The sequence below is a fragment of the Nocardioides sp. genome, assembly GCF_025965415.1.
Lineage (GTDB): Bacteria > Actinomycetota > Actinomycetes > Propionibacteriales > Nocardioidaceae > Nocardioides.
This window is the reverse complement of sequence record NZ_JAOPWY010000185.1, coordinates 25,333-44,722: the sequence shown is the minus strand read 5'-3', so window position 1 is coordinate 44,722 and position 19,390 is coordinate 25,333. Positions and strand designations below refer to the sequence as shown.

The window sequence follows — 19,390 nt, the reverse complement described above, 5'->3', positions numbered from 1 at the left end:
GACGTTTGCCAAACCCTAGCGGAGCCGATAGACGTAGTGACCTACGTCATAAATAGGAGGGGCGCATGGGAATCCGATCATCGACCCGATCGCGCGGTCGTCCGGGGGCTCGGCGCATCGCCGCCCCGATCGCCACCTTGGCGCTCGCCAGCAGCATGCTGGCCGCGTGCGGTGGATCCGACGGCAAGCCCGAGCTGGTCTGGTACATCAACCCGGACAGCGGCGGGCAGGCGGCGGTGGCCGAGAAGTGCTCCACCGACGACTACACGATCACCACGCAGGTCCTCCCCCAGGACGCCGGGCAGCAGCGCATCCAGCTGGCCCGGCGCCTCGCGGCGAAGGACCCCTCGATCGACCTGATGTCGATCGACCCGCCCTACACCGCGGAGTTCGCGGACGCGGGCTTCCTGGCCGAGGTGCCGCAGGAGGCCAAGGCCCAGCTCGAGGACCAGGGGACCTTCAAGGGCGCGATGGACGCAGCGTCGTGGAAGGACAAGCTCGTCGTCTTCCCGTTCTGGTCCAACACCCAGGTGCTCTGGTATCGCAAGTCCTTCGTCGAGAAGGCCGACATCGACATGTCCCAGCCCGTGACGTGGGACCAGATCATCGACGCGGCCGACGACAACGACGCCAAGATCGGGGTCCAGGCCAACAAGTACGAGGGTTACGTGGTGTGGATCAACGCCCTCGTCGAGGGCGCCGGCGGCCACATCCTCGAGGACGCCGGCGAGGGCGTCGACGCGAAGATCACCATCGCCGACGACGCAGGCGAGGCGGCCGCCGAGATCGTCGAGAAACTCGCCACCTCCGAGGCCGCCCCGGCCGACCTCAGCGTGTCCAACGAGGGCACCGCGGGCTCGACGTTCGGATCCGACGAGGGCTCGTTCCTGGTCAACTGGACCTACATCTGGCACAACTACGACACGACCGCGCCGGACGTCGCCAAGGACATCGGCTACACGCGCTACCCGCAGTCGGTCGAGGGCGAGGAGTCCCGTCCGCCCTACGGCGGCATCGGCATCGGCGTGAGCGCCTACTCCGACGCCAAGGAGCAGTCCCTCGAGGCGGCCCAGTGCCTGGTGAGCCCGGAGAGCCAGGGCATCAACGCCGCCATCACCGGCAACATGCCCGCCAGCACCGAGGGGTACGCCTACCCGCCCCTGAGCGACCCGGACGAGGAGAAGTCCTACCCCGAGGACCTGCTCCAGCTGTTCCAGGACAGCGTCGACGCGGCCGCACCCCGCACGGTGACGCCCTACTGGAGCGACGTGTCGGGATCCATCCAGAACATCTGGCACCCCCCGCGGTCTGTCACCAAGGACACCCCGGGACGGTCGTCGACGTTCATCGAGGACGTACTGAAGGGTGGTGACCTGCTGTGAGCACGACCGTCGCACCTGATGCGGACAAGGACGTCCGCCGCCCGGAGAAGCACGTGACCAGCGACCGCACCACGGCCGAGAACAGGCTCGGGCTCAAGCTCGTCGCCCCAGCCGTGGTCCTCATGCTCCTGGTCACGGCCTGGCCGATGATCCAGGCGCTCTACCTGTCGCTGTTCCGCTACCGCCTGACCGCGCCCGACGACCGGGCGTTCGTGGGCATCGACAACTACCTGACGATCCTCAGCGACGACCAGTTCTGGAAGAGCACGGGCACCACGCTCCTGATCATGGTCGTCACGGTGGCCGTCGAGCTGGTCATCGGCTTCGCCTTCGCGATGGTGATGCACCGGATCGTGTTCGCGCGCGGCCTGATGCGCACGTCGATCCTGATCCCCTACGGCATCATCACCGTGGTCTCGGCGTTCGCCTGGCAGTTCGCGTTCTCGCTCAACAACGGGTTCGTGAACTCGTGGTTCAACTGGCTGCCGTTCATCGCCGACGACACCAACTGGTTCGGCGACTACCCGCACGCGATGTTCGCGATCATGGTCTCCGAGATCTGGAAGACCACGCCGTTCATGGCGCTGCTGCTGCTGGCCGGACTGGCGCAGGTGAGCGAGGACATGCTCGAGGCCGCCAAGGTCGACGGCGCCACGTGGACCCAGCGGCTCGTCAAGGTGATCCTGCCCAACATGCGAGCGGCCATCATGGTCGCGGTGCTCTTCCGCGCCCTCGACGCCTACCGCATCTTCGACAACATCTTCGTGATGACCAAGGGGGCCGAGGGGACGCAGTCCATCTCGTTCCTGACCTACCGCCAGGTGATCGAGCAGATGCAGCTCGGGCTCGGCTCGGCCATGTCGGTGCTGCTGTTCTTGTCGGTGCTGGTGCTGGCGTGGTTGATCGTGAAGCTGTTCCGGGTCGACCTGGCCCAGGCGAGGGGTGAGGGCTGATGAAGGGCAAGAACGCAATCGGCACGTGGTTCGGGTTCGCCCTGATCATGCTGTGGTGCCTGTTCCCGGTGGCGTGGATCATCTCGCTGTCGTTCAAGTCCGAGGGCGAGACGGCCGCAGGCAGCCCGCAGTTCCTGCCCAAGGACCCGACGATCGCCAACTACAAGGCGATCATCGACAACCCCGACTTCACCCGGGCCCTGATCAACTCGTTCGGCATCTCGCTCATCGCGACCGTGCTGTCGGTGATCCTCGCGACGCTCGCGGCGTACGCCATCGCGCGGCTGGAGTTCAAGGGCAAGCGTCTGGTGCTCTCGCTGGCGCTCGCGATCGCCATGTTCCCAGTGGTCGCACTCGTCGGGCCGCTCTTCGACATGTGGACCACGTTCGGGCTGTTCAACACCTGGCCCGGCCTGATCATCCCCTACATGTCGTTCACGCTGCCGCTCGCGATCTGGACCCTCTCGGCCTTCTTCCGCGAGATCCCGTGGGAGATGGAGCAGGCGGCCCAGGTCGACGGTGCCACGTCGTGGCAGGCGTTCCGCAAGGTCATCGTCCCGCTCGCCGCACCCGGCGTCTTCACCGCGGCGATCCTGACCTTCTTCTTCGCGTGGAACGAGTTCGTGCTCGCGATCTCGTTGACCTCCACCACGTCCTCGCGGACGGTGCCGGCGCAGATGTCGTTCTTCGTCGGACCCGATCCGTTCAACCCGCCGTACGCGCAGCTCGCGACGGCGTCGGTCATCGTCACATTGCCGGTGATCGTCATCGTCCTGCTGTTCCAGCGCAAGATCGTTGCCGGACTCACCTCCGGCGCAGTGAAGGGGTGATCAGCTGATGGCTGGCATCGAGATGAAGAACATCGTCAAGAAGTACGGCGACGGCTTCCCCGCCGTCAACGACGTGAGCATCGACGTGGAGGACGGCGAGTTCCTGATCCTGGTCGGGCCGTCGGGGTGCGGCAAGTCGACCCTCCTGCGGATGATCGTGGGCCTGGAGGACATCACCGACGGCGACATGATGATCGGGGGGAAGAAGGTCAACGACCTGGCGCCGCGCGACCGCAACCTGTCGATGGTGTTCCAGAACTACGCCCTCTACCCGCACCTCACCGTCTACGAGAACATCGCGTTCCCGTTGCGGCTGGCGGGCAAGTCGGACTCCGAGGTCGACGAGAAGGTGCGCGAGGCGTCCAAGACGCTGGAGCTCGACGAGCACCTCGAGCGCAAGCCCGGCAACCTGTCGGGCGGGCAGCGCCAGCGCGTCGCCATGGGTCGCGCGATCGTCCGGGACGCGGAGGCCTTCCTCTTCGACGAGCCGCTGTCCAACCTGGACGCCAAGCTGCGCGGCCAGATGCGCACCGAGATCTCGCGTCTGCAGAAGCGGCTCGGCATCACCACCGTCTACGTCACCCACGACCAGACCGAGGCGATGACGCTGGGCGACCGCGTGGCGGTGCTCAAGCGTGGCGTGCTCCAGCAGCACGCCACGCCGCGTGAGCTCTACGAGAACCCGGCCAACCTCTTCGTCGCCGGCTTCATCGGCTCCCCGCCGATGAACTTCCTGCCGGCGAAGGTGACGGGCAACCAGGTCGAGCTCCCGTTCGGCACCGTGACGATCCCCGATGACAAGGCCGCGAGGGCGCAGGGCAAGGAGCTGCTCATCGCGGGCATCCGGCCCCAGCACTTCGAGGACGCCAGCGTCGTCGACAGTGACAAGGTCACCGACGAGGCGACCTTCAACGCCACGGTCGACGTCGTGGAGTGGCTGGGCAACGAGGCCTACGCCTACATCCCCTTCGAGGCCCCGCCGGAGGTGCGCGAGCAGCTCACGCAGCTCGAGAAGGACCTCGACGGCGAGTCGATGCGCACGCAGCTGGTGATCTCGCTCGACGGCGCGAGCCGGATCAGCGAGGGCGACGACGCGACGATCTGGGTCGACGCCCGCAAGATCCACCTGTTCGACCCGGCCACGGGCGAGAACCTCACCATGGACGCCGACAACGCCGGCATCGTCCCGGGTGTCGAGGCGCTCGCGAAGGCCGAGGAGGTCGGCAAGGAGCAGGCCGCGGTCGACCCGAACGCGGCCACCACCTGAGCGATCCGCACTGTCGTCCGACCCCGCTGGTCGGCGTGACGACGGCCCCGCGAGCCACCTCGGCCGCGGGGCCGTTGTCGTCGCGTCCTCGCCCTTGCTGTCGCCTCGTCGCAGGTCGACACTGATCTCACCGAGACGACCAGAGGAGGCCGCCATGACCGAGCTCCCAGAACCGGGGATCATCGAAGACCCGAGTCTTGGCCTGCCTGGACCTGCCGAGCCGATGCCCGACTACGAGCCAGACGAGCCCACGAGTGACGACTACGACGAGGAGGTGGAGGGCGATGACTGAGGAGGCGCGACTGCCAGGAGGCGCGATGGTGGACTGGAACGATCCGCCGTCGGCCACCGCGAAGGCCCAGTGGTCCAAGAAGGACGAGTCCGGGCGCACCGTCAAGGGATCCTTCCGGACGATCTGCCACCTCAACCGGCTGAACAACCTCGCGATGAAGAAGTTCGGCAAAGGGGTCGGCGTGATCCAGCCACCCTTCAACACGACGGTCCCTGCCTCGGCCGGGACCCACGGGTTCACCCTGCCCCCACGCGAGGGACAGGTCGTCTCGGACGACTTCCAGGTGGCCGGGTTCGAGGTCGGCATCTTCGTCAACGGCGGCTTCTCGCACGAAGGCGGGCAGGTCACGTCGTCGCAGATCGAGGACTACTACAACCACGCCTTCGGCCTGGCCGGGCAGCACGAGCCCAACAGCGACACCTCATGGTTCCCCGACGACATCAAGGCCACGATCTTCGACCTCCCGCGCTACATCGCCCGACGGGCGGGCTGACCCCTCACGACGCACCGCTGTCGTACAACCACGCAGTGGCGTAGGGCGCGAGCCGCACCGCACCCTCGCGCAGCTCTGGCGCGCTCTCGCTGATCGCGTCGTGGAGGCCGTCGGTGTGCAGACCGAGCCAGTGCAGGACGTCGGCGGCGACCCACGCCTCCTCGCCCGTGGCGTTGGACGCCGCGAGCAGCGGGCCGAGCGGGTGACGGCGTACGACGAGCAGCACGCCGGGGTCGCGCGGGTCCCAGACCTCGGTGGGCGAGGCCGCGTGCAGGTGCGGCAGCCCCCGGCGTACGTCGAGCAGGTGTCGCAGGCCGGCGCCGATGCCGTGCTGGTCGTCATGGGCCCCTGACGCCGATGCGGGGTCCCAGGGCATCATCGGCCGGTGCACCCACCGGTTGTCGGCGGCGTGCGCCGGGTCGTCGGCCCACCCCTGGTCGTTGAGCAGGCCGAGCTCGTCACCCATCCAGATCAGCGGCAGGCCGCCGAAGCCCAGGATGACGGCGTGCGCCCAGAGGATCCGGGCCGCGGCGTCCGGGTCGCCGGCCTCCAGCCCGGCCAGCGAGGCGAGCGTGCCGGAGATGCGCCGGTCGCCGGTGGCCTCGTTCTGCTGGAAGACCAGTCCCCGCGCCCACGAGCCCGGGTGGGCGCCGGAGTACCAGTCGGACAGGAACCGGCGGTGGGCGTAGGGGTCGATCCCGACGGCGTGCGCGTCCTCGTCGGAGATCGCCCAGCCGATGTCGTCGTGGCACCGGACGTACGTCGCCCACGCGGTGGTCGAAGGAGGCTGCGGCACCTGCTGGAGGGCGTGCGCGGCCAGCCGGGTGTCACCCGAGGCGAGCATCGACCAGATCTGCACCATCAGGCCGTTGTGGTAGGCGAGGTCGCTGACCCGGCCCGCGTGGTCACCGACGCCGAGGTAGGCCGGGAGGTCGGCCGGGCCGACGATCGCCTCGGCCTTGAACACCACCGCCGGTGCGGCGATCCGCGCGACGGTGCGCAGCGCGCGCGTGAGCTCGTGCACCTCGGGCTGGTTCTGGCACGTCGTGCCGAGCCGCTTCCAGATGAAGGCGATCGCATCGAGGCGGAAGACCTCCACACCGAGGTTGGCCAGCGCCAGGATGATGTCGGCGTACTCGCACAGCACGGCGGGGTTCGACCAGTTGACGTCCCACTGGTAGTCGTTGAACGTCGTCCACACCCACGCCGCGAGCTCGTCGTCCCAGGTGAAGTTGCCGGGGGCGAAGTCGGGGAAGACCTCCGGCAGGCTCGCCTCGTAGGCGTCCGGCAGCTCGCGGTCGTCGTACACGTGGAAGTAGGCGCGCCGGTCGGGGTCGCCGGCCCGCGCGGCAGCCGCCCACTCGTGCTCGCGCGCGACGTGGTTGAGCACGAGGTCGAGGCAGAGGCTGATGCCCTCGGCGCGCAGGGTCGTGGTGAGCGTGCGCAGGTCGTCGACCGCGCCGAGGTCGGGGCGCACGGAGCGGTAGTCCATGACGGCGTAGCCGCCGTCGTTCTCCCCCGGCCGCGGGGCGAGCAGCGGCATCAGGTGGAGGTAGCCCACACCCAGGTCGCGCAGGTAGGACGAGCGCTCGCCGACGTCGTGCAGCGTGCCGGCGAAGCGGTCCGCATAGGCGGCGTAGCCCACCATCGACGGCCGCTGGAACCAGTCGGCCTCGCGCAGCCGCCGCTCGTCGAGCTCGCGCAGGTCGTCGGGCCGGGCCGCGTGCGCGGCGCGCACGATCGCGACCAGCCGGTCGGTCACGTCCCGTGCGGCACCGGGTCCGTAGACCCGCTGGAGCGTGGCGTGCAGGTCGGGCTCCCATGCGAGGAGCCTGTCCTCGAAGCCGGCGTCCAGGCGGGTCACGCGCACAGTATGGCGAAGACGCGGGGCCCTAGGCTTGCGCGTCGTGACCTTCGATCCCGCCGTCCGGCCCCGCGACCACTTCACGCCGCAGAGGGGATGGCTCAACGACCCCAACGGCCTGGTCGTCCACGACGGCGAGCACCACCTCTTCTTCCAGCACCACCCCCACTCCCTGGAGCCCGGGCCGATGTCGTGGGGCCACGCGGTCAGCACCGACCTGCTCACCTGGACGGAGCTGCCCACGGCGCTGGTCGGCTCGGACTCCGAGCACATCTGGTCGGGCAGCGTCGTGCACGACACCGCGAACACCTCGGGCCTCGCGCCCGACGGCCGGGCACCGCTCGTGGCGCTCTACACGCGCTTCGACCCGGCGACCGGGATCCAGTCCCAGTGCGCGGCCCACAGCCTGGACCGGGGCCGCACGTGGGAGACGTACGCCGGCAACCCGGTGCTCGACATCGGCTCCACGGCCTTCCGCGACCCCAAGGTGTTCCGCGAGGGCGACGGCTGGGCCATGGTCCTGGTCCTCGCCGAGGACCGGACGGTCGAGCTCTACCGCTCGACGGACCTCCTGACCTGGGAGCACGCCTCGAGCTTCGGCCCCGAGGGCTTCACCGACGGCGTCTGGGAGTGCCCCGACCTCGTCGTGGTGCCCGTCGAGGGCACGTCGGAAACGGCGGCCGTCCTGCTGGTGAGCGTGCAGGCGGGCGGTCCGGGCGGCGGTTCGGGCATGCAGTACTTCGTCGGCGAGCTCGACGAGCGGGGCTTCCGGTCCACACAGGCGGCGCGGTGGGTCGACCACGGTGCCGACTTCTACGCCGCGATCTCCTACGCCGACGGCCCCGAGCCGGTCGTGCAGGCGTGGATGAGCAACTGGCAGTACGCCGACCGCGTCCCCGCGACCGACTTCCGGGGCTCGATGAGCCTGGCGCGGCGCCTCTCGCTGCGCCGTCGCGACGAGGGGCTCGTGCTGGTCCAGCGCCCGGTCGCGCGCGCCGGCGAGCTCGTCGTCGAGCTGACCGGGCAGAACCTCACCGACACCCTGCCGCTGCCGGTCGAGGCGACGTCGTACCGCGTGGTCGCCGAGATCGAGCCCGGGACGGCGGACCGCCTCGGCCTGCAGGTCAGGGTCGGCGAGGGCGAGCACACCACCATCCGGATCGACCCGGCGGCCGGCACCGTGGCGCTCGACCGGACCCGCTCGGGGGTGGAGGTCCACCCGGAGTTCCCGGCCGTCCACACGGCGCCGTTGCCGCCCCGCGGGGGGCCGGGCGGCGGCGGGCCGGTGCGCCTCGAGGTCGTGGTCGACGTGGCCTCGGTCGAGGTGTTCGTCGGCGACGGCGAGCTGGCGATGACCGACCAGGTGTTCCCCGACCCCACGAGCTCGGGCCTCACGGTCTTCGCGGAGGGTGGCACCGCGCACGTCCTGCACCTGGCCGTCCACGTCTGAGCCCGGCAGGCAGCGAGGAGCCCCCCGGAGCGGCGCTCCGGGGGGCTCCTGTGCCGGTGCTCAGTCGGACAGGCGCTCGCCCGTCTCGGTGTCGAACACGTGGACGTGCTGCGGGTCGGTCGTGACGTAGAGCGTCTCGCCCTTCTGCGGGTGGTGCCGGCCGGCGATCCGGACGATCACGTTGGAGGGCACGCCCTCCACGTCGCAGGTGCCGTAGACGAAGCTGTCGGCGCCGAGCTCCTCGACGACCGTCACGTGCACGGGCAGGCCGCCCTCCTCGGCGGTGACCAGACGCCAGTTCTCGGGACGCACGCCCACTGTCACCCGGCCCTTCATCTTGCGCTCCGCCGTCGGGTCGACGGGGACCGCGTAGCCACCGACCTTCACGGTGCCGTCCTCGGCCGCGACACCCTCGAGGAGGTTCATCTGCGGCGAGCCGATGAAGCCGGCGACGAAGAGGTTGGCTGGCTTGTCGTAGAGCTTCAGCGGGGTGTCGACCTGCTGGAGCACGCCCAGCTTCATCACGGCCACCCGGTCGCCCATCGTCATCGCCTCGACCTGGTCGTGGGTGACGTACACGGTGGTGACGCCGAGGTCCTGCTGGAGGCGCGCGATGTCGGTGCGGGTCTGCACCCGCATCTTGGCGTCGAGGTTGGACAGCGGCTCGTCCATGCAGAAGACCTGCGGGGCACGCACGATCGCGCGGCCCATGGCGACGCGCTGGCGCTGGCCGCCGGAGAGGGCCTTGGGCTTGCGCTCGAGGAACTCGGTGAGGCCGAGGATCTCGGCGGCCTTGGCGACGCGCTCCTTGCGCTCGGCGGTCGGCACCTTGGCCATCTTGAGCGAGAACGCCATGTTCTCCTCGACGGACATGTGCGGGTAGAGCGCGTAGTTCTGGAACACCATCGCGATGTCGCGGTCCTTGGGCGGGACGTTGGTGACGTCGCGGTCGCCGATCCGGATCCGTCCGCTGTTGACCTCCTCCAGCCCCGCGAGCATGCGCAGGGTGGTGGACTTGCCGCAGCCGGAGGGTCCGACGAGGACCATGATCTCGCCGTCGTTGATCTCCAGGTCGATGCCCGGGACCGCTGGTTCGTCGGCCCCCGGATACCACCGCTGGGCCTTCTCGAAGCTCACTGTTGCCATGACTTTTCTCCTTCACCGGCAGGTACGTGCCGGACGATCCGTCGTGAAGTGACGCGGGTCACAGTAGGCCCGGGCCGGTGGTCCCGCAATGCTCAGGAGTCGCGCACGGACCCCCCCGCCCGCACGGTCATCGGCAGCAGCACCGTGCCGCCCGCGTCCTCGAGGTCCAGCAGGCGACGTACGGCGAGGGCACCGAGGTCGTGGAAGGGCAACGTCACCGAGGTGACCTCCGGGCGCAGCCAGGAGGCGAGGGCGGAGCCGTCGAAGGAGACCACGCTGACGTCGTCGGGCACGCGCAGGCCCGCTTCGGCCAGCGCCTGGTAGGCCCCCATCGCCAGCCGGTCGTTCATGCAGATCAGGCCTTTTGCCCGACCGCCGGCGGCCAGCCACCGGCTGGCGGCGGCGAACCCGTCGGTCACGGACCAGTCGCACGGCACCACGCCGGCGATGTCGGTGCCCCGGGCGTGGAGCTCGGCCCGGATGCCGGCCATGCGCCGAGGACCGGCGGTCGCGTCGGGCGTCGGGTCCTCCCCCATCACCCAGACGTCGTCGACCCCGGCCGCGAGCAGGGTGGCGGCAGCCGCCCGGCCGCCACCCTCGTCGTCGGGCACGACCGAGGGGACCCGCGCGTCGGGGTCCTCGCAGTTGAGCAGGACCGCCCGCACCTCGGTGAGGCCCTCGGGCAGCCGGACCGTCCGTGCGGTGCGGGTGGCATAGACCACTCCGTCCACGTCGCGCTCGCGCATCTCGTCGATGAGGAGCCGCTCCAGCTCCGGGTCGCCACCGCTCTCACCCATGACGACGACGTGCTGCAGCTCGCGGGCCGCGGCGCTCGCGCCGGTGAGCATGCTGCTGCCGTACTGCTGGCCGGCGATCTGGTCGGAGATCAGCCCGACCGTCGCCGTACGCCGCATGCGCAGGCTGCGCGCCGTGCGGTTGGGTCGGTAGTCCATCTCGGCCACGGCCGCCCGGACGCGCGCCACGGTGCCCGGAGCGATCCGCATCTCGTCGGCGCGGCCGTTGAGGATGTAGGAGGCGGTGGTGCGCGAGACGCCGGCGCTGGACGCCACGTCCCTCAGGGTGGCTGGTTTGCGACGCGTCATGACACCTCCGGATTCTGCAGCCTGCGGATGGCTGCGCTGCGTGCAGGTCTCGTTTTGAACAAGGGTCTTGACACCCCCTCGCGGAGACATCATCCTGCTGACACGATTCAGCATGTGGTGTGTATCACACCGTTCAGTCGTACGACCAGTACCGGACCCCGGCCCCCGGTGCACCCAACGGAAGGAAGTCCCCCATGCTCCAGCGTCGAACGAGGAGATCCATGGCGGCCACCGCGGCCGCTGCTGCGCTCGCCCTCACGGCTGCCGCCTGTGGCAGCGACGGTGGCTCTGGCAGTGACGACGGAGGCGCCGTCACGATCTGGATGAGCCTCGACCAGTCCGTCGTCGACGGCATCCAGAAGCAGATGGACGTCAAAGCGAAGGAGGCCGGCATCGAGGTCAAGATCGAGCGGGTCGACGGCATCGACAAGCTCATCAAGACCAAGATCCAGGCCGGCGACACCCCCGACATCGCCCTGCTTCCGCAGCCCGGCGTCGTGGCGTCGGTCGTGGAGCTCGGTGCGGCGTTCCCGCTCGACGACGTGCTCGACACCGCCGAGCTCGAGAACTCGATGGTGGCAGGCGCGCTCGACGCCGGCGAGGTCGACGGCAAGCTCTACGGCCTGCTGACGTCGATGAACGTCAAGTCGCTGATCTTCTACCCCAAGAAGGCGTTCGAGGCGGCCGGCTACCCGGAGCCCCAGAGCCTCGACGAGCTGACCGAGCTCGCCGACCAGATCAAGTCCGACGGCGGCACCCCGTGGTGCCTGACGATGGAGTCCGGTGACGCGACCGGCTGGGTCGCCACCGACTGGATGGAGGACCTCGTCATGCGCTACGGCGGGGTCGACGCCTACAACGACTGGGTCTCCCACGACCTGCCGTTCACCGACCCGGTGGTCAAGGAGGCGGCCGCCTACTTCGAGAACGTCGCGCTGACCGAGGGCAACGTCCTCGGCGGGCAGCAGGCCATCACGGCGACGCCCTTCACCGAGGCCGCCAAGCCCATGTTCGACAAGGGCAAGCCGGGCTGCTGGTTGCTCAAGCAGGGCTCGTTCTTCGTCGGTCCCGACTTCCTGCCCGAGGAGGTCTTCGCCAACCTCGACGACGAGCTCGGCGTCATGGGCTTCCCGCCGGCGGAGGCGGGCGGCGACAACCCGGTCCTCGGCGGTGGCGACCTCGCCGTCTTGATGAACGACTCCGAGGACGCCAAGACCGCGATGAACCTCCTGGCGACGGCGGACATCGGTGACGAGGCTGCTCCGGTCTCCTCGTTCATCTCGCCGTTCAAGGACTTCGACGCCTCGCTCTACCCGAGCGAGACGACCCGCACGATCGCCAAGGTGGCCTACGACGCCTCGGCGTTCCTCTTCGACGGCTCGGACTCGATGCCCGCCGAGGTGGGTGCCGGGTCGTTCTGGAAGGAGATGACCGCGTGGCTCAACGGTGACGAGGACATCGACACCGCCTTGCAGAACATCGACGACAGCTGGCCGTCGAGCTGACACCTGTACCGCCCTCTGCCTGTGGGGCTCGCGTGTGACGCGAGCCCCACGGGTTCCCCGGCTCACTGCAGGAAGGTTGTCCGCACATGCTCGAGAAGACACTCACCGCGCTCATCACGGTCCTGGCCGGTGTCGGCGCTGCGCTGGCCCTCTACTGGGTCCTCAACAAGATCTCCGAACTGCTGCCGGCGCGTCTCGAGGAGCGCCTGAAGCCGTGGTTCTACATCCTGCCCGCCTACCTCGCGATCGCGATATTCGTGATCTACCCGGCCGTGCAGACCTTCGTCTACAGCTTCAAGACCAAGGTCGGCTTCCCCGCCGAGACGTGGGTGGGGTTCGAGAACTACAAGACCCTGCTCTCCAGCGACGCCTTCCGGCAGACGCTGCTCAACACGCTGCTGTGGATCCTCTTCGTGCCGGCCGCGGTGGTGGTCCTCGGCCTCCTCGTCGCCCTGCTCGCGGACCGGCTCGCGACCCGCGGCGAGAACGCCGTCAAGACGCTGATCTTCATGCCGATGGCCATCTCGATGGTCGGCGCGGCCACCGTGTGGGGCCTGGTCTACGACTACCGCCCGCCGGGCCGCCCCCAGGTGGGGCTGCTCAACGGCATCGTCGACGCCTTCGGGGGTGACCCCGTCGCCTGGCTGCAGGAGAACACGCTGCACTTCAACAGCTTCCTGCTGATGGTGATGCTGCTCTGGATGAACGTCGGCTTCGCCATGGTGCTGCTGTCCGCGGCCGTCAAGGGCGTGCCGACCGAGACGCTCGAGGCGGCGCGCATCGACGGCGCCGACGAGCGCCAGGTCTACGTCCGCGTCGTGCTCCCGCAGATCAAGGGCACGATCGTCACCGTCTTCATCACCGTGCTGATCGGCGTCATGAAGGTCTTCGACATCGTGTTCGTGATGACCAACGGCAACTTCAACACCAACATCATCGGCAACGAGTTCTACCTGCAGTTCTTCAACAACAACAACCAGGGCGCGGCTGCGGCCATCGCCGTCATGCTCATGCTGGCCGTGATCCCGATCATGATCTACCAGGTCCGCAACTTCCGCGCCGAGGAGGCAGCCCGATGACGACCAGTCTCACGCCACCCGTGGTGGCAGCCGGTTCCGCACCGGCGGGCAAGCCCGGCAAGGAGGGTGGGGCCACCGGCGGTGCCGGTTGGTTCACCTACCTCGCCCTCGCGATCGTCGTCCTGTTGTGGATCCTGCCCACCGTCGGCATCATTCTCACCTCGTTCCGCAGCCGGGACGACGCCGCCAGCGGCGGGTGGTGGGAGCTCTTCCTCAAGCCTGCCGGCTTCGGCGACCTGACCTTCGAGAACTACCAGAAGGCCATCCAGGGGACCAACCTCGGTGAGGGCTTCATCAACAGCCTCGCGATCGCCCTGCCGGCGACGTTCATCCCGATCCTCGTCGCGGCGTTCGCTGCCTACGCGTTCACGTTCATGAGGTTCCCCGGTCGCGACGTGCTGTTCGTCGTGATCGTCGGGATGCTGGTCGTGCCCAACTTCGTCTCGTTCGTGCCGATGCTCAAGATCTACCGCGACCTCGGCATGGGTGGCACGTTCCCGGCGGTGTGGCTCTTCCACGTGGGCTTCGGGATGTCGCTGGCGATCTTCATGATCCGCAACTACATGGCGACGCTGCCCGGCACCATCATCGAGTCCGCCAAGATCGACGGGGCCAGCCACTTCCAGACGTTCTTCCGGCTGGTGCTCCCGATGTCGGTGCCGGTCCTGGCGTCGTTCGCGATCTTCCAGTTCCTCTGGGTGTGGAACGACCTGCTGGTGGCCCTGGTCTTCCTCGGCCCCGGCGACAAGGCGCCGATGACGGTGTCGATCTCGCAGCTGCTCGGCCAGCAGGGGCAGAACCAGGAGCTCGTCACCGCATCGGGCATGTTCTCGATGATCGTGCCGATCGTCGTGTTCCTGTCCCTGCAGCGGTTCTTCGTGCGCGGCCTGACCGCGGGAGCCGTGAAGGGCTGACCTCCCTCCGTACGTCGCCCGGCACCCTTGCCGGGCGACGTACCGAGTCACGCGACGACCCGGAAAGCGAGCGATGCTCTTTCCTCCCCGCAGCCCGGACGGCTGCCCCTGGCTGGCCCTCGAGCTCGACACCGACGGCGACCTGCTCCCGCGGATCCTCTGGGCGGGGGTCGCCACCCCGACGACAGCCGCCCCGGCGGGCTATCCCTCGACCTTCCGCGGTCCCGGGGTGCCGCTGCTGGGCGAGCACGCCCACGAGCTCTTCACGCGTCCACACCTCAGCGGCCACCGCACCGGTGCGCCCGGCTCGGACGCCGCCTGGTCGACCCGGTTCGTGCTGGACCACGTCGAGGAGTCCGACTCCCGGCTCGTCGTCAGGGCCGGGGACGCGGCTGCGGGCCTCACCCTGACCACGGAGCTCGAGGGACTGCCCGGCGGGCTGCTGCGAGGACGCCACGTGCTCCGCAGCACCGGCCCCGGCAGCTTCCACCTCGCTGCGCTCGACGTCGTGCTGCCGGCCGCCGACGACCTCATCGAGCTGCTCGACCTCACCGGCCGCCACGAGGGCGAGCGCACCCCGCAACGACACCGGGTCGCCGACGGGCTCTGGCTGCGCGAGGGCCGCGAGGGCCGGCCCGGTCTCGGTGGCGCGACGACGGCCGTCCTCGGCACCCGGGGCTTCGACACCCGCACCGGCACCGTGCTGGGCGTCCACGTCGCCTGGAGCGGCAACAGCCTGCTGCGGGTGGAGCGCTCCCCCGACCTGGGCACCACGCTCGGCGGTGGTGAGCTGCTGCTGCCCGGCGAGGTCGCGCTCGAGCAGGGCGACGAGCACGTCACCCCCTGGGTCGTCTTCGGCGCGTCCGACGAGGGACTCGACGGTCTCGCCGCCGCCTTCCACACCTACGAGCGGTCCCTGCCCGCGCACCCGTCACACCAGCCGGTGGTGCTCAACGTCTGGGAGGCGGTGTGGTTCGACCACGACCTGCCGCGCCTGCGCGAGATCGCCGATCGGGCGGCCCGCATCGGCATCGAGCGGTTCGTGCTGGACGACGGCTGGTTCCACGGACGCCGCGACGACACGGCCGGACTCGGCGACTGGTCGGTCGATGCCGACATCTGGCCCCAGGGTCTGACGCCGCTGGCCGAGCACGTGCGCTCGCTGGGGATGGAGTTCGGCCTGTGGTTCGAGCCGGAGATGGTCAACCCCGACTCCGACCTCCATCGCGCCCACCCCGACTGGATCCTGGGCACCGGCGCGCGGGTCCCGCAGCTGCACCGCAGCCAGCTCGTGCTCGACCTGTCACGCCCGGAGGTGTGGCAGCACGTCCACGACCGGGTGCACGAGGTGCTGTCCTCCACGCCGGTCGACTACGTCAAGTGGGACCACAACCGCGAGCTGCTGGAGGCGGGGTCCGCCGCGCGTGGCGGGGCACCGGTGGTGCGCGAGCAGACCCTCGCCTTCTACCGGATGCTCGACTCGCTGCGCGCCCTGCATCCCGGCATCGACTGGGAGTCGTGCGCCTCCGGCGGCGGTCGCATCGACCTCGGCGTCCTCGAGCGCACCCAGCGCGTGTGGACCTCCGACATGACCGACGCGCTGGCGCGCCAGCACATCCAGCGGTGGACGGCCCAGCTCGTGGCGCCGGAGTACCTCGGCGCCCACGTGAGCGCACCCGTAGCCCACCAGACCGGACGCACGCTCCCCCTCGACTTCCGGGCGGCGACGGCGCTCTTCGGTGCCTTCGGCGTGGAGTGGGACCTGAGCACGGCCACCGACGACGAGCTGTCCGCGCTCGCTGGGTGGGTCGACCTCCACAAGCACTTCCGGCCGCTGCTGCACTCCGGTCGGCTGGTGCGCCCCGAGTCGGCGGACGACGCGGTGCTTCTCCACGGGGTCGTCGCGCAGGACGGCTCGGAGGCGCTGCTCGCCCACGTCCAGATGGACGAGTCCGCCAGCAACCGCGGGACGGTCGTCCGGGTCCCCGGGCTCGTGCCGGGTGCGACGTACGCCGTCCGGTGGGCGGGTCCGGTCGACCGCCGGGCGGTGAGCAGGTCCGTTGAGCTCCCCGAGGCCGGCCCCACTGGCGGCGTCGTGGTGCAGGGTGCGGCACTGGCCACGCGGGGTTACTGGATCCCACGCCGACGCCCGGAGACGGTCACGCTCGTGCACGTGTCACCCGCCGGAGAGGACCGATCTCGATGAGCAGTCCCGACGAGGACTGGTGGCGCACCGCGGTCGTCTACCAGGTCTACCCCCGCAGCTTCGCCGACTCCGACGGCGACGGCATCGGTGACCTGCGCGGGCTGATCGGCCGGCTCGACCACCTCGAGCGGCTCGGCGTGGACGTGGTGTGGCTGTCCCCCATCTATCCCTCCCCGCAGGACGACGCGGGCTACGACATCAGCGACTACCAGGACGTCGACCCGACCTTTGGCTCCCTGGCCGACCTCGACGAGCTCCTCGCGGCGCTGCACGGCCGCGGCATGCGGCTGATGATGGACCTCGTCGTCAACCACACCAGCGACGAGCACCCGTGGTTCGTGGAGTCACGGTCGTCGCCGGACAGCCCCAAGCGGGACTGGTACTGGTGGCGACCACCCCGCGAGGGCGCGGTCGCAGGCACGCCCGGGGCCGAGCCGACCAACTGGGAGAGCTTCTTCTCGGGGCCCGCCTGGACCCTCGACGAGGCGAGCGGCGACTACTACCTGCACCTGTTCTCCCGCAAGCAGCCGGACCTCAACTGGGAGAACCCCGAGGTCCGGGCCGCGGTCTACTCGATGATGCGCTGGTGGCTCGATCGTGGAGTCGACGGCTTCCGGATGGACGTCATCAACCTGATCTCCAAGGACGTCGGCCTGCCCGACGGGATCGTGCACGCGGGCGTCCTGGGCGACGGGACGCCGTACGTCATGAACGGCCCGCGGATCCACGAGTTCCTGGCGGAGATGCACCGCGAGGTGCTGCACGGCCGGGACCGCACGATCCTCAGCGTCGGCGAGATGCCGGGCGCGACCATCGAGGAGGCCCAGCTCTACACCGACCCCGACCGCCGCGAGGTCGACATGGTGTTCACCTTCGAGCACATGGGTGTCGACCATGCCCACACCAAGTGGGACCTGGTGCCGTTCCGGCTGGTCGCCCTCAAGACCGTGCTCGGGCGGTGGCAGGCCGGCCTCGCCGGGGTCGGCTGGAACTCGCTCTACTGGAACAACCACGACCAGCCCCGCGTGGTGTCGCGCTTCGGCGACGACGGCCGGTGGCGGGTGCGCTCGGCCAAGCTCCTCGGGACCGTCCTGCACCTGCACCGCGGGACGCCGTACGTCTACCAGGGCGAGGAGCTCGGGATGACGAACTTCCCGTTCTCCGGCATCGAGGACTTCCGCGACATCGAGTCGCTCAACCACCACCGCACCGCGGTGGAGCTGGGCGCCGACCCCGAGCAGGTGCTCGAGGCACTGCGGTCCCGCGGTCGCGACAACGCCCGTACGCCGATGCAGTGGGACGCCTCGCCGCACGCCGGCTTCACCACCGGCACCCCGTGGCTGCCGGTCAACCCCGACCACACGGAGGTCAACGCCGAGGCGGCGACCGCCGACGACGAGTCGGTGTTCCACCACTACCGACGGCTCATCGAGCTCCGGCACACCGAGCCGGTGGTGGCGCACGGTGACTTCTCCATGCTGCTGCCGGAGGACGACACCGTCTACGCGTTCACCCGGTCCCTCGACGACGTCGAGCTGCTGGTCGCGGCGAACTTCTCCGGCGAACCGGTGCGTGCCGACCTCGACCTGACCGACTGGGCCGACGCCGAGCTCCTGCTGGGCAACGTCGAGCCGGGCGCGGGTCCGTGGGACGGCCGCCTCGAGCCGTGGGAGGCCAGGCTCCTGCGCCGCCGACGCTGACGGCGTGCCGCCGTCAGTAGGTGCCGAGGTACTTCTTCGGCGTGCCCGGCGCCGGCAGCCGCTGCACGGTCACCGACCCCATCATCGCCATCCCGCGCACCCGCACGACCGGGGAGTCGGGACCCACCTCGGCCGGCGTCTTGTCCTTGCCGTGGCCGAACTCGCCCATGATCGGCGTCCCGTCGATCACCACGTGGAAGTGGGCCGGGACGATGATCTTGACCTCGCCCATGATGGTGCTGGCGTTGATCTGGGTGGTGTGCGCGGACAGCTGGGCCTGACGGAGGTCGATCAGGACGGAGCCCATCAGGGCGAACGCGCTGTGGTGCTCCGGCACCGACCAGACGCCCTGCCGCTTGCACTCCCCCATGATCGCCGTCGACGAGGCGTGGCCGACCGCCGGCACGTGGCTCGGCCGCGGGACCGGTGCGCTCGCCGGCTGCGGGTGCGTGGGCAGGTGGAGGTCGGCGGTGATCGGCACCAGGTCGGCGTACGTCTTGGCGCCCCACGTCTGCTCGAGGCGCTCGTCGAGCTCCTCGAGGTCGATGCGGCCCTCCCCGGCGGCCTCGCGCAGGACCTCGGCGACCTTCTGGCGGTCGTTGTCCGAGATCCGCAGCTGCGACGGGTCTGGTGGCCGGTTCTCGATCTCCCCCATGGCGTCAGGATAGCGAGCAGCGGGACCTCTGACCCGTGACGGCCGTCAGCCGACCGGGCGTGGCGACCACCCCGTGGCCGCCACGCCCGGTCCCCGTGGAGCCTCAGCGCCCCGCGGAGCCGTACTCGTCGCCGAAGTCGATCCGGGTGCGGGTGACTCCGCCATCGGGATCGGCCGACTGCCACGACGGGGCCGGGCACGTCGGTGCGGGTCCGTCGATGGCGACGTTCCAGTGCGGCTGGACGATGAAGCACGGCCGCTGGGGCTGGGGCTCGGTGATGGCGGACGCCGGCTGGACGGCGTACGTCGTGGTGATGGCGCTGATGCAGGTGATGGTCGTGGCGCCCGCGATCGCGGCGATCCGGCGGAACGACGAGGTGGTGGTGAACATGGCGATCTCCTCTAGGTGGAGCCGAGCGGGTGCCCGGCAACTTCTCGGACCACCAGAGTTCGTCCGCCGCGGACCGGGTTGACGACGGTTGACGAAGGTTGACGACCACCCGGAAGCCGGTTGCCGAGCGGGCCGGCGCGGGAGGATCCTCGACACGGGA

At 69.7% G+C, this 19,390-nt stretch carries 17 protein-coding genes; 12 read left to right on the top strand and 5 right to left on the bottom strand.

Annotation, left to right across the window (positions count from 1 at the left end; all coding sequences use genetic code 11):
* The first annotated feature begins 65 nt into the window (after nt 1-65).
* The 6 genes from JWN97_RS19305 to JWN97_RS19280 all read left to right on the top strand — a co-directional run bounded on the left by JWN97_RS19305 (nt 66) and on the right by JWN97_RS19280 (nt 5,217).
* Nucleotides 66-1,382 carry an extracellular solute-binding protein gene (locus JWN97_RS19305; RefSeq protein WP_297626728.1) on the top strand — a complete coding sequence of 439 codons (1,317 nt, stop codon included), beginning with the start codon at nt 66-68 and terminating at the stop codon, nt 1,380-1,382.
* Nucleotides 1,379-2,335, top strand: a complete 957-nt coding sequence (locus tag JWN97_RS19300; RefSeq protein WP_297626725.1) for a sugar ABC transporter permease — start codon at nt 1,379-1,381, stop codon at nt 2,333-2,335. The genes JWN97_RS19305 and JWN97_RS19300 overlap by 4 nt, the downstream gene beginning before the upstream one ends.
* Entirely contained in the window at nt 2,335-3,165 is an 831-nt protein-coding gene (locus JWN97_RS19295; RefSeq protein WP_297626723.1) for a carbohydrate ABC transporter permease, read from the top strand. Before JWN97_RS19300 ends, JWN97_RS19295 begins: the two co-directional genes overlap by 1 nt.
* A gap of 7 nt (nt 3,166-3,172) precedes the next feature.
* Nucleotides 3,173-4,432, top strand: a complete 1,260-nt coding sequence (ugpC, locus tag JWN97_RS19290; RefSeq protein WP_297626720.1) for a sn-glycerol-3-phosphate ABC transporter ATP-binding protein UgpC — start codon at nt 3,173-3,175, stop codon at nt 4,430-4,432.
* Between the two features lie 154 nt (nt 4,433-4,586).
* On the top strand, nt 4,587-4,724 hold the full coding sequence (locus JWN97_RS19285) for a hypothetical protein (RefSeq protein ID WP_297626717.1): 138 nt from the start codon (nt 4,587-4,589) through the stop codon (nt 4,722-4,724).
* A complete protein-coding gene (locus tag JWN97_RS19280; RefSeq protein WP_297626714.1) occupies nt 4,717-5,217 on the top strand; it encodes a hypothetical protein in 501 nt (166 codons plus the stop codon). Before JWN97_RS19285 ends, JWN97_RS19280 begins: the two co-directional genes overlap by 8 nt.
* A 4-nt stretch (nt 5,218-5,221) precedes the next feature.
* Here JWN97_RS19280 and JWN97_RS19275 read toward each other — a convergent pair whose 3' ends face one another.
* Nucleotides 5,222-7,081, bottom strand: coding sequence for an alpha-amylase family protein (locus tag JWN97_RS19275; RefSeq protein ID WP_297626711.1), 1,860 nt, complete (start codon nt 7,079-7,081; stop codon nt 5,222-5,224).
* Nucleotides 7,082-7,124: 43 nt separating this feature from the next.
* Between JWN97_RS19275 and JWN97_RS19270 the strand changes: the two genes are divergently transcribed.
* Nucleotides 7,125-8,531 (top strand): glycoside hydrolase family 32 protein, encoded by a 1,407-nt coding sequence (locus JWN97_RS19270; protein WP_297626709.1) that lies wholly within the window; start codon nt 7,125-7,127, stop codon nt 8,529-8,531.
* Between the two features lie 60 nt (nt 8,532-8,591).
* On the opposite strand, the gene ugpC (JWN97_RS19265) is transcribed toward JWN97_RS19270, so the two are convergent.
* Together ugpC (JWN97_RS19265) and JWN97_RS19260 are read right to left on the bottom strand one after the other, a co-directional pair.
* Nucleotides 8,592-9,677: a sn-glycerol-3-phosphate ABC transporter ATP-binding protein UgpC gene (ugpC, locus tag JWN97_RS19265; protein WP_297626706.1), complete on the bottom strand. Its 1,086-nt coding sequence runs from the start codon at nt 9,675-9,677 to the stop codon at nt 8,592-8,594.
* A gap of 92 nt (nt 9,678-9,769) precedes the next feature.
* A complete protein-coding gene (locus JWN97_RS19260) occupies nt 9,770-10,747 on the bottom strand; it encodes a LacI family DNA-binding transcriptional regulator (RefSeq protein WP_297626703.1) in 978 nt (325 codons plus the stop codon).
* Between the two features lie 227 nt (nt 10,748-10,974).
* Between JWN97_RS19260 and JWN97_RS19255 the strand changes: the two genes are divergently transcribed.
* The 5 genes from JWN97_RS19255 to JWN97_RS19235 all read left to right on the top strand — a co-directional run bounded on the left by JWN97_RS19255 (nt 10,975) and on the right by JWN97_RS19235 (nt 18,184).
* Nucleotides 10,975-12,285: an ABC transporter substrate-binding protein gene (locus JWN97_RS19255; RefSeq protein WP_297626700.1), complete on the top strand. Its 1,311-nt coding sequence runs from the start codon at nt 10,975-10,977 to the stop codon at nt 12,283-12,285.
* An 86-nt stretch (nt 12,286-12,371) separates the two neighbouring features.
* The gene (locus tag JWN97_RS19250; RefSeq protein WP_297626696.1) at nt 12,372-13,364 is read left to right on the top strand and encodes a sugar ABC transporter permease; all 993 of its coding nucleotides are present in this window, start codon (nt 12,372-12,374) and stop codon (nt 13,362-13,364) included.
* Nucleotides 13,361-14,278 carry a carbohydrate ABC transporter permease gene (locus JWN97_RS19245; protein WP_297626693.1) on the top strand — a complete coding sequence of 306 codons (918 nt, stop codon included), beginning with the start codon at nt 13,361-13,363 and terminating at the stop codon, nt 14,276-14,278. The genes JWN97_RS19250 and JWN97_RS19245 overlap by 4 nt, the downstream gene beginning before the upstream one ends.
* Before the next feature lie 73 nt (nt 14,279-14,351).
* Nucleotides 14,352-16,484: an alpha-galactosidase gene (locus JWN97_RS19240; protein ID WP_297626690.1), complete on the top strand. Its 2,133-nt coding sequence runs from the start codon at nt 14,352-14,354 to the stop codon at nt 16,482-16,484.
* Complete coding sequence (locus tag JWN97_RS19235; protein ID WP_297626687.1) at nt 16,481-18,184, top strand: alpha-glucosidase; 1,704 nt, start codon at nt 16,481-16,483, stop codon at nt 18,182-18,184. The genes JWN97_RS19240 and JWN97_RS19235 overlap by 4 nt, the downstream gene beginning before the upstream one ends.
* Nucleotides 18,185-18,197: 13 nt before the next feature.
* Here JWN97_RS19235 and JWN97_RS19230 read toward each other — a convergent pair whose 3' ends face one another.
* Both JWN97_RS19230 and JWN97_RS19225 read right to left on the bottom strand, forming a co-directional pair.
* Nucleotides 18,198-18,839 carry a DUF1707 domain-containing protein gene (locus JWN97_RS19230; protein WP_297626684.1) on the bottom strand — a complete coding sequence of 214 codons (642 nt, stop codon included), beginning with the start codon at nt 18,837-18,839 and terminating at the stop codon, nt 18,198-18,200.
* A 103-nt stretch (nt 18,840-18,942) separates the two neighbouring features.
* Nucleotides 18,943-19,230, bottom strand: a complete 288-nt coding sequence (locus JWN97_RS19225) for a hypothetical protein (protein ID WP_297626681.1) — start codon at nt 19,228-19,230, stop codon at nt 18,943-18,945.
* Nucleotides 19,231-19,390: the final 160 nt, after the last annotated feature.

Excerpts from the sequence above, each read along its gene's own strand:
- JWN97_RS19305 (WP_297626728.1), top strand. The coding sequence starts at position 66 with ATGGGAATCCGATCATCGACCCGATCGCGCGGTCGTCCGGGGGCTCGG.
- JWN97_RS19295 (WP_297626723.1), top strand. The coding sequence starts at position 2,335 with ATGAAGGGCAAGAACGCAATCGGCACGTGGTTCGGGTTCGCCCTGATC.
- ugpC (WP_297626720.1), top strand. The coding sequence starts at position 3,173 with ATGGCTGGCATCGAGATGAAGAACATCGTCAAGAAGTACGGCGACGGC.
- JWN97_RS19285 (WP_297626717.1), top strand. The coding sequence starts at position 4,587 with ATGACCGAGCTCCCAGAACCGGGGATCATCGAAGACCCGAGTCTTGGC.
- JWN97_RS19280 (WP_297626714.1), top strand. The coding sequence starts at position 4,717 with ATGACTGAGGAGGCGCGACTGCCAGGAGGCGCGATGGTGGACTGGAAC.
- ugpC (WP_297626706.1), bottom strand. The coding sequence starts at position 9,677 with ATGGCAACAGTGAGCTTCGAGAAGGCCCAGCGGTGGTATCCGGGGGCC.
- JWN97_RS19255 (WP_297626700.1), top strand. The coding sequence starts at position 10,975 with ATGCTCCAGCGTCGAACGAGGAGATCCATGGCGGCCACCGCGGCCGCT.
- JWN97_RS19250 (WP_297626696.1), top strand. The coding sequence starts at position 12,372 with ATGCTCGAGAAGACACTCACCGCGCTCATCACGGTCCTGGCCGGTGTC.
- JWN97_RS19245 (WP_297626693.1), top strand. The coding sequence starts at position 13,361 with ATGACGACCAGTCTCACGCCACCCGTGGTGGCAGCCGGTTCCGCACCG.
- JWN97_RS19240 (WP_297626690.1), top strand. The coding sequence starts at position 14,352 with ATGCTCTTTCCTCCCCGCAGCCCGGACGGCTGCCCCTGGCTGGCCCTC.
- JWN97_RS19235 (WP_297626687.1), top strand. The coding sequence starts at position 16,481 with ATGAGCAGTCCCGACGAGGACTGGTGGCGCACCGCGGTCGTCTACCAG.
- JWN97_RS19230 (WP_297626684.1), bottom strand. The coding sequence starts at position 18,839 with ATGGGGGAGATCGAGAACCGGCCACCAGACCCGTCGCAGCTGCGGATC.
- JWN97_RS19225 (WP_297626681.1), bottom strand. The coding sequence starts at position 19,230 with ATGTTCACCACCACCTCGTCGTTCCGCCGGATCGCCGCGATCGCGGGC.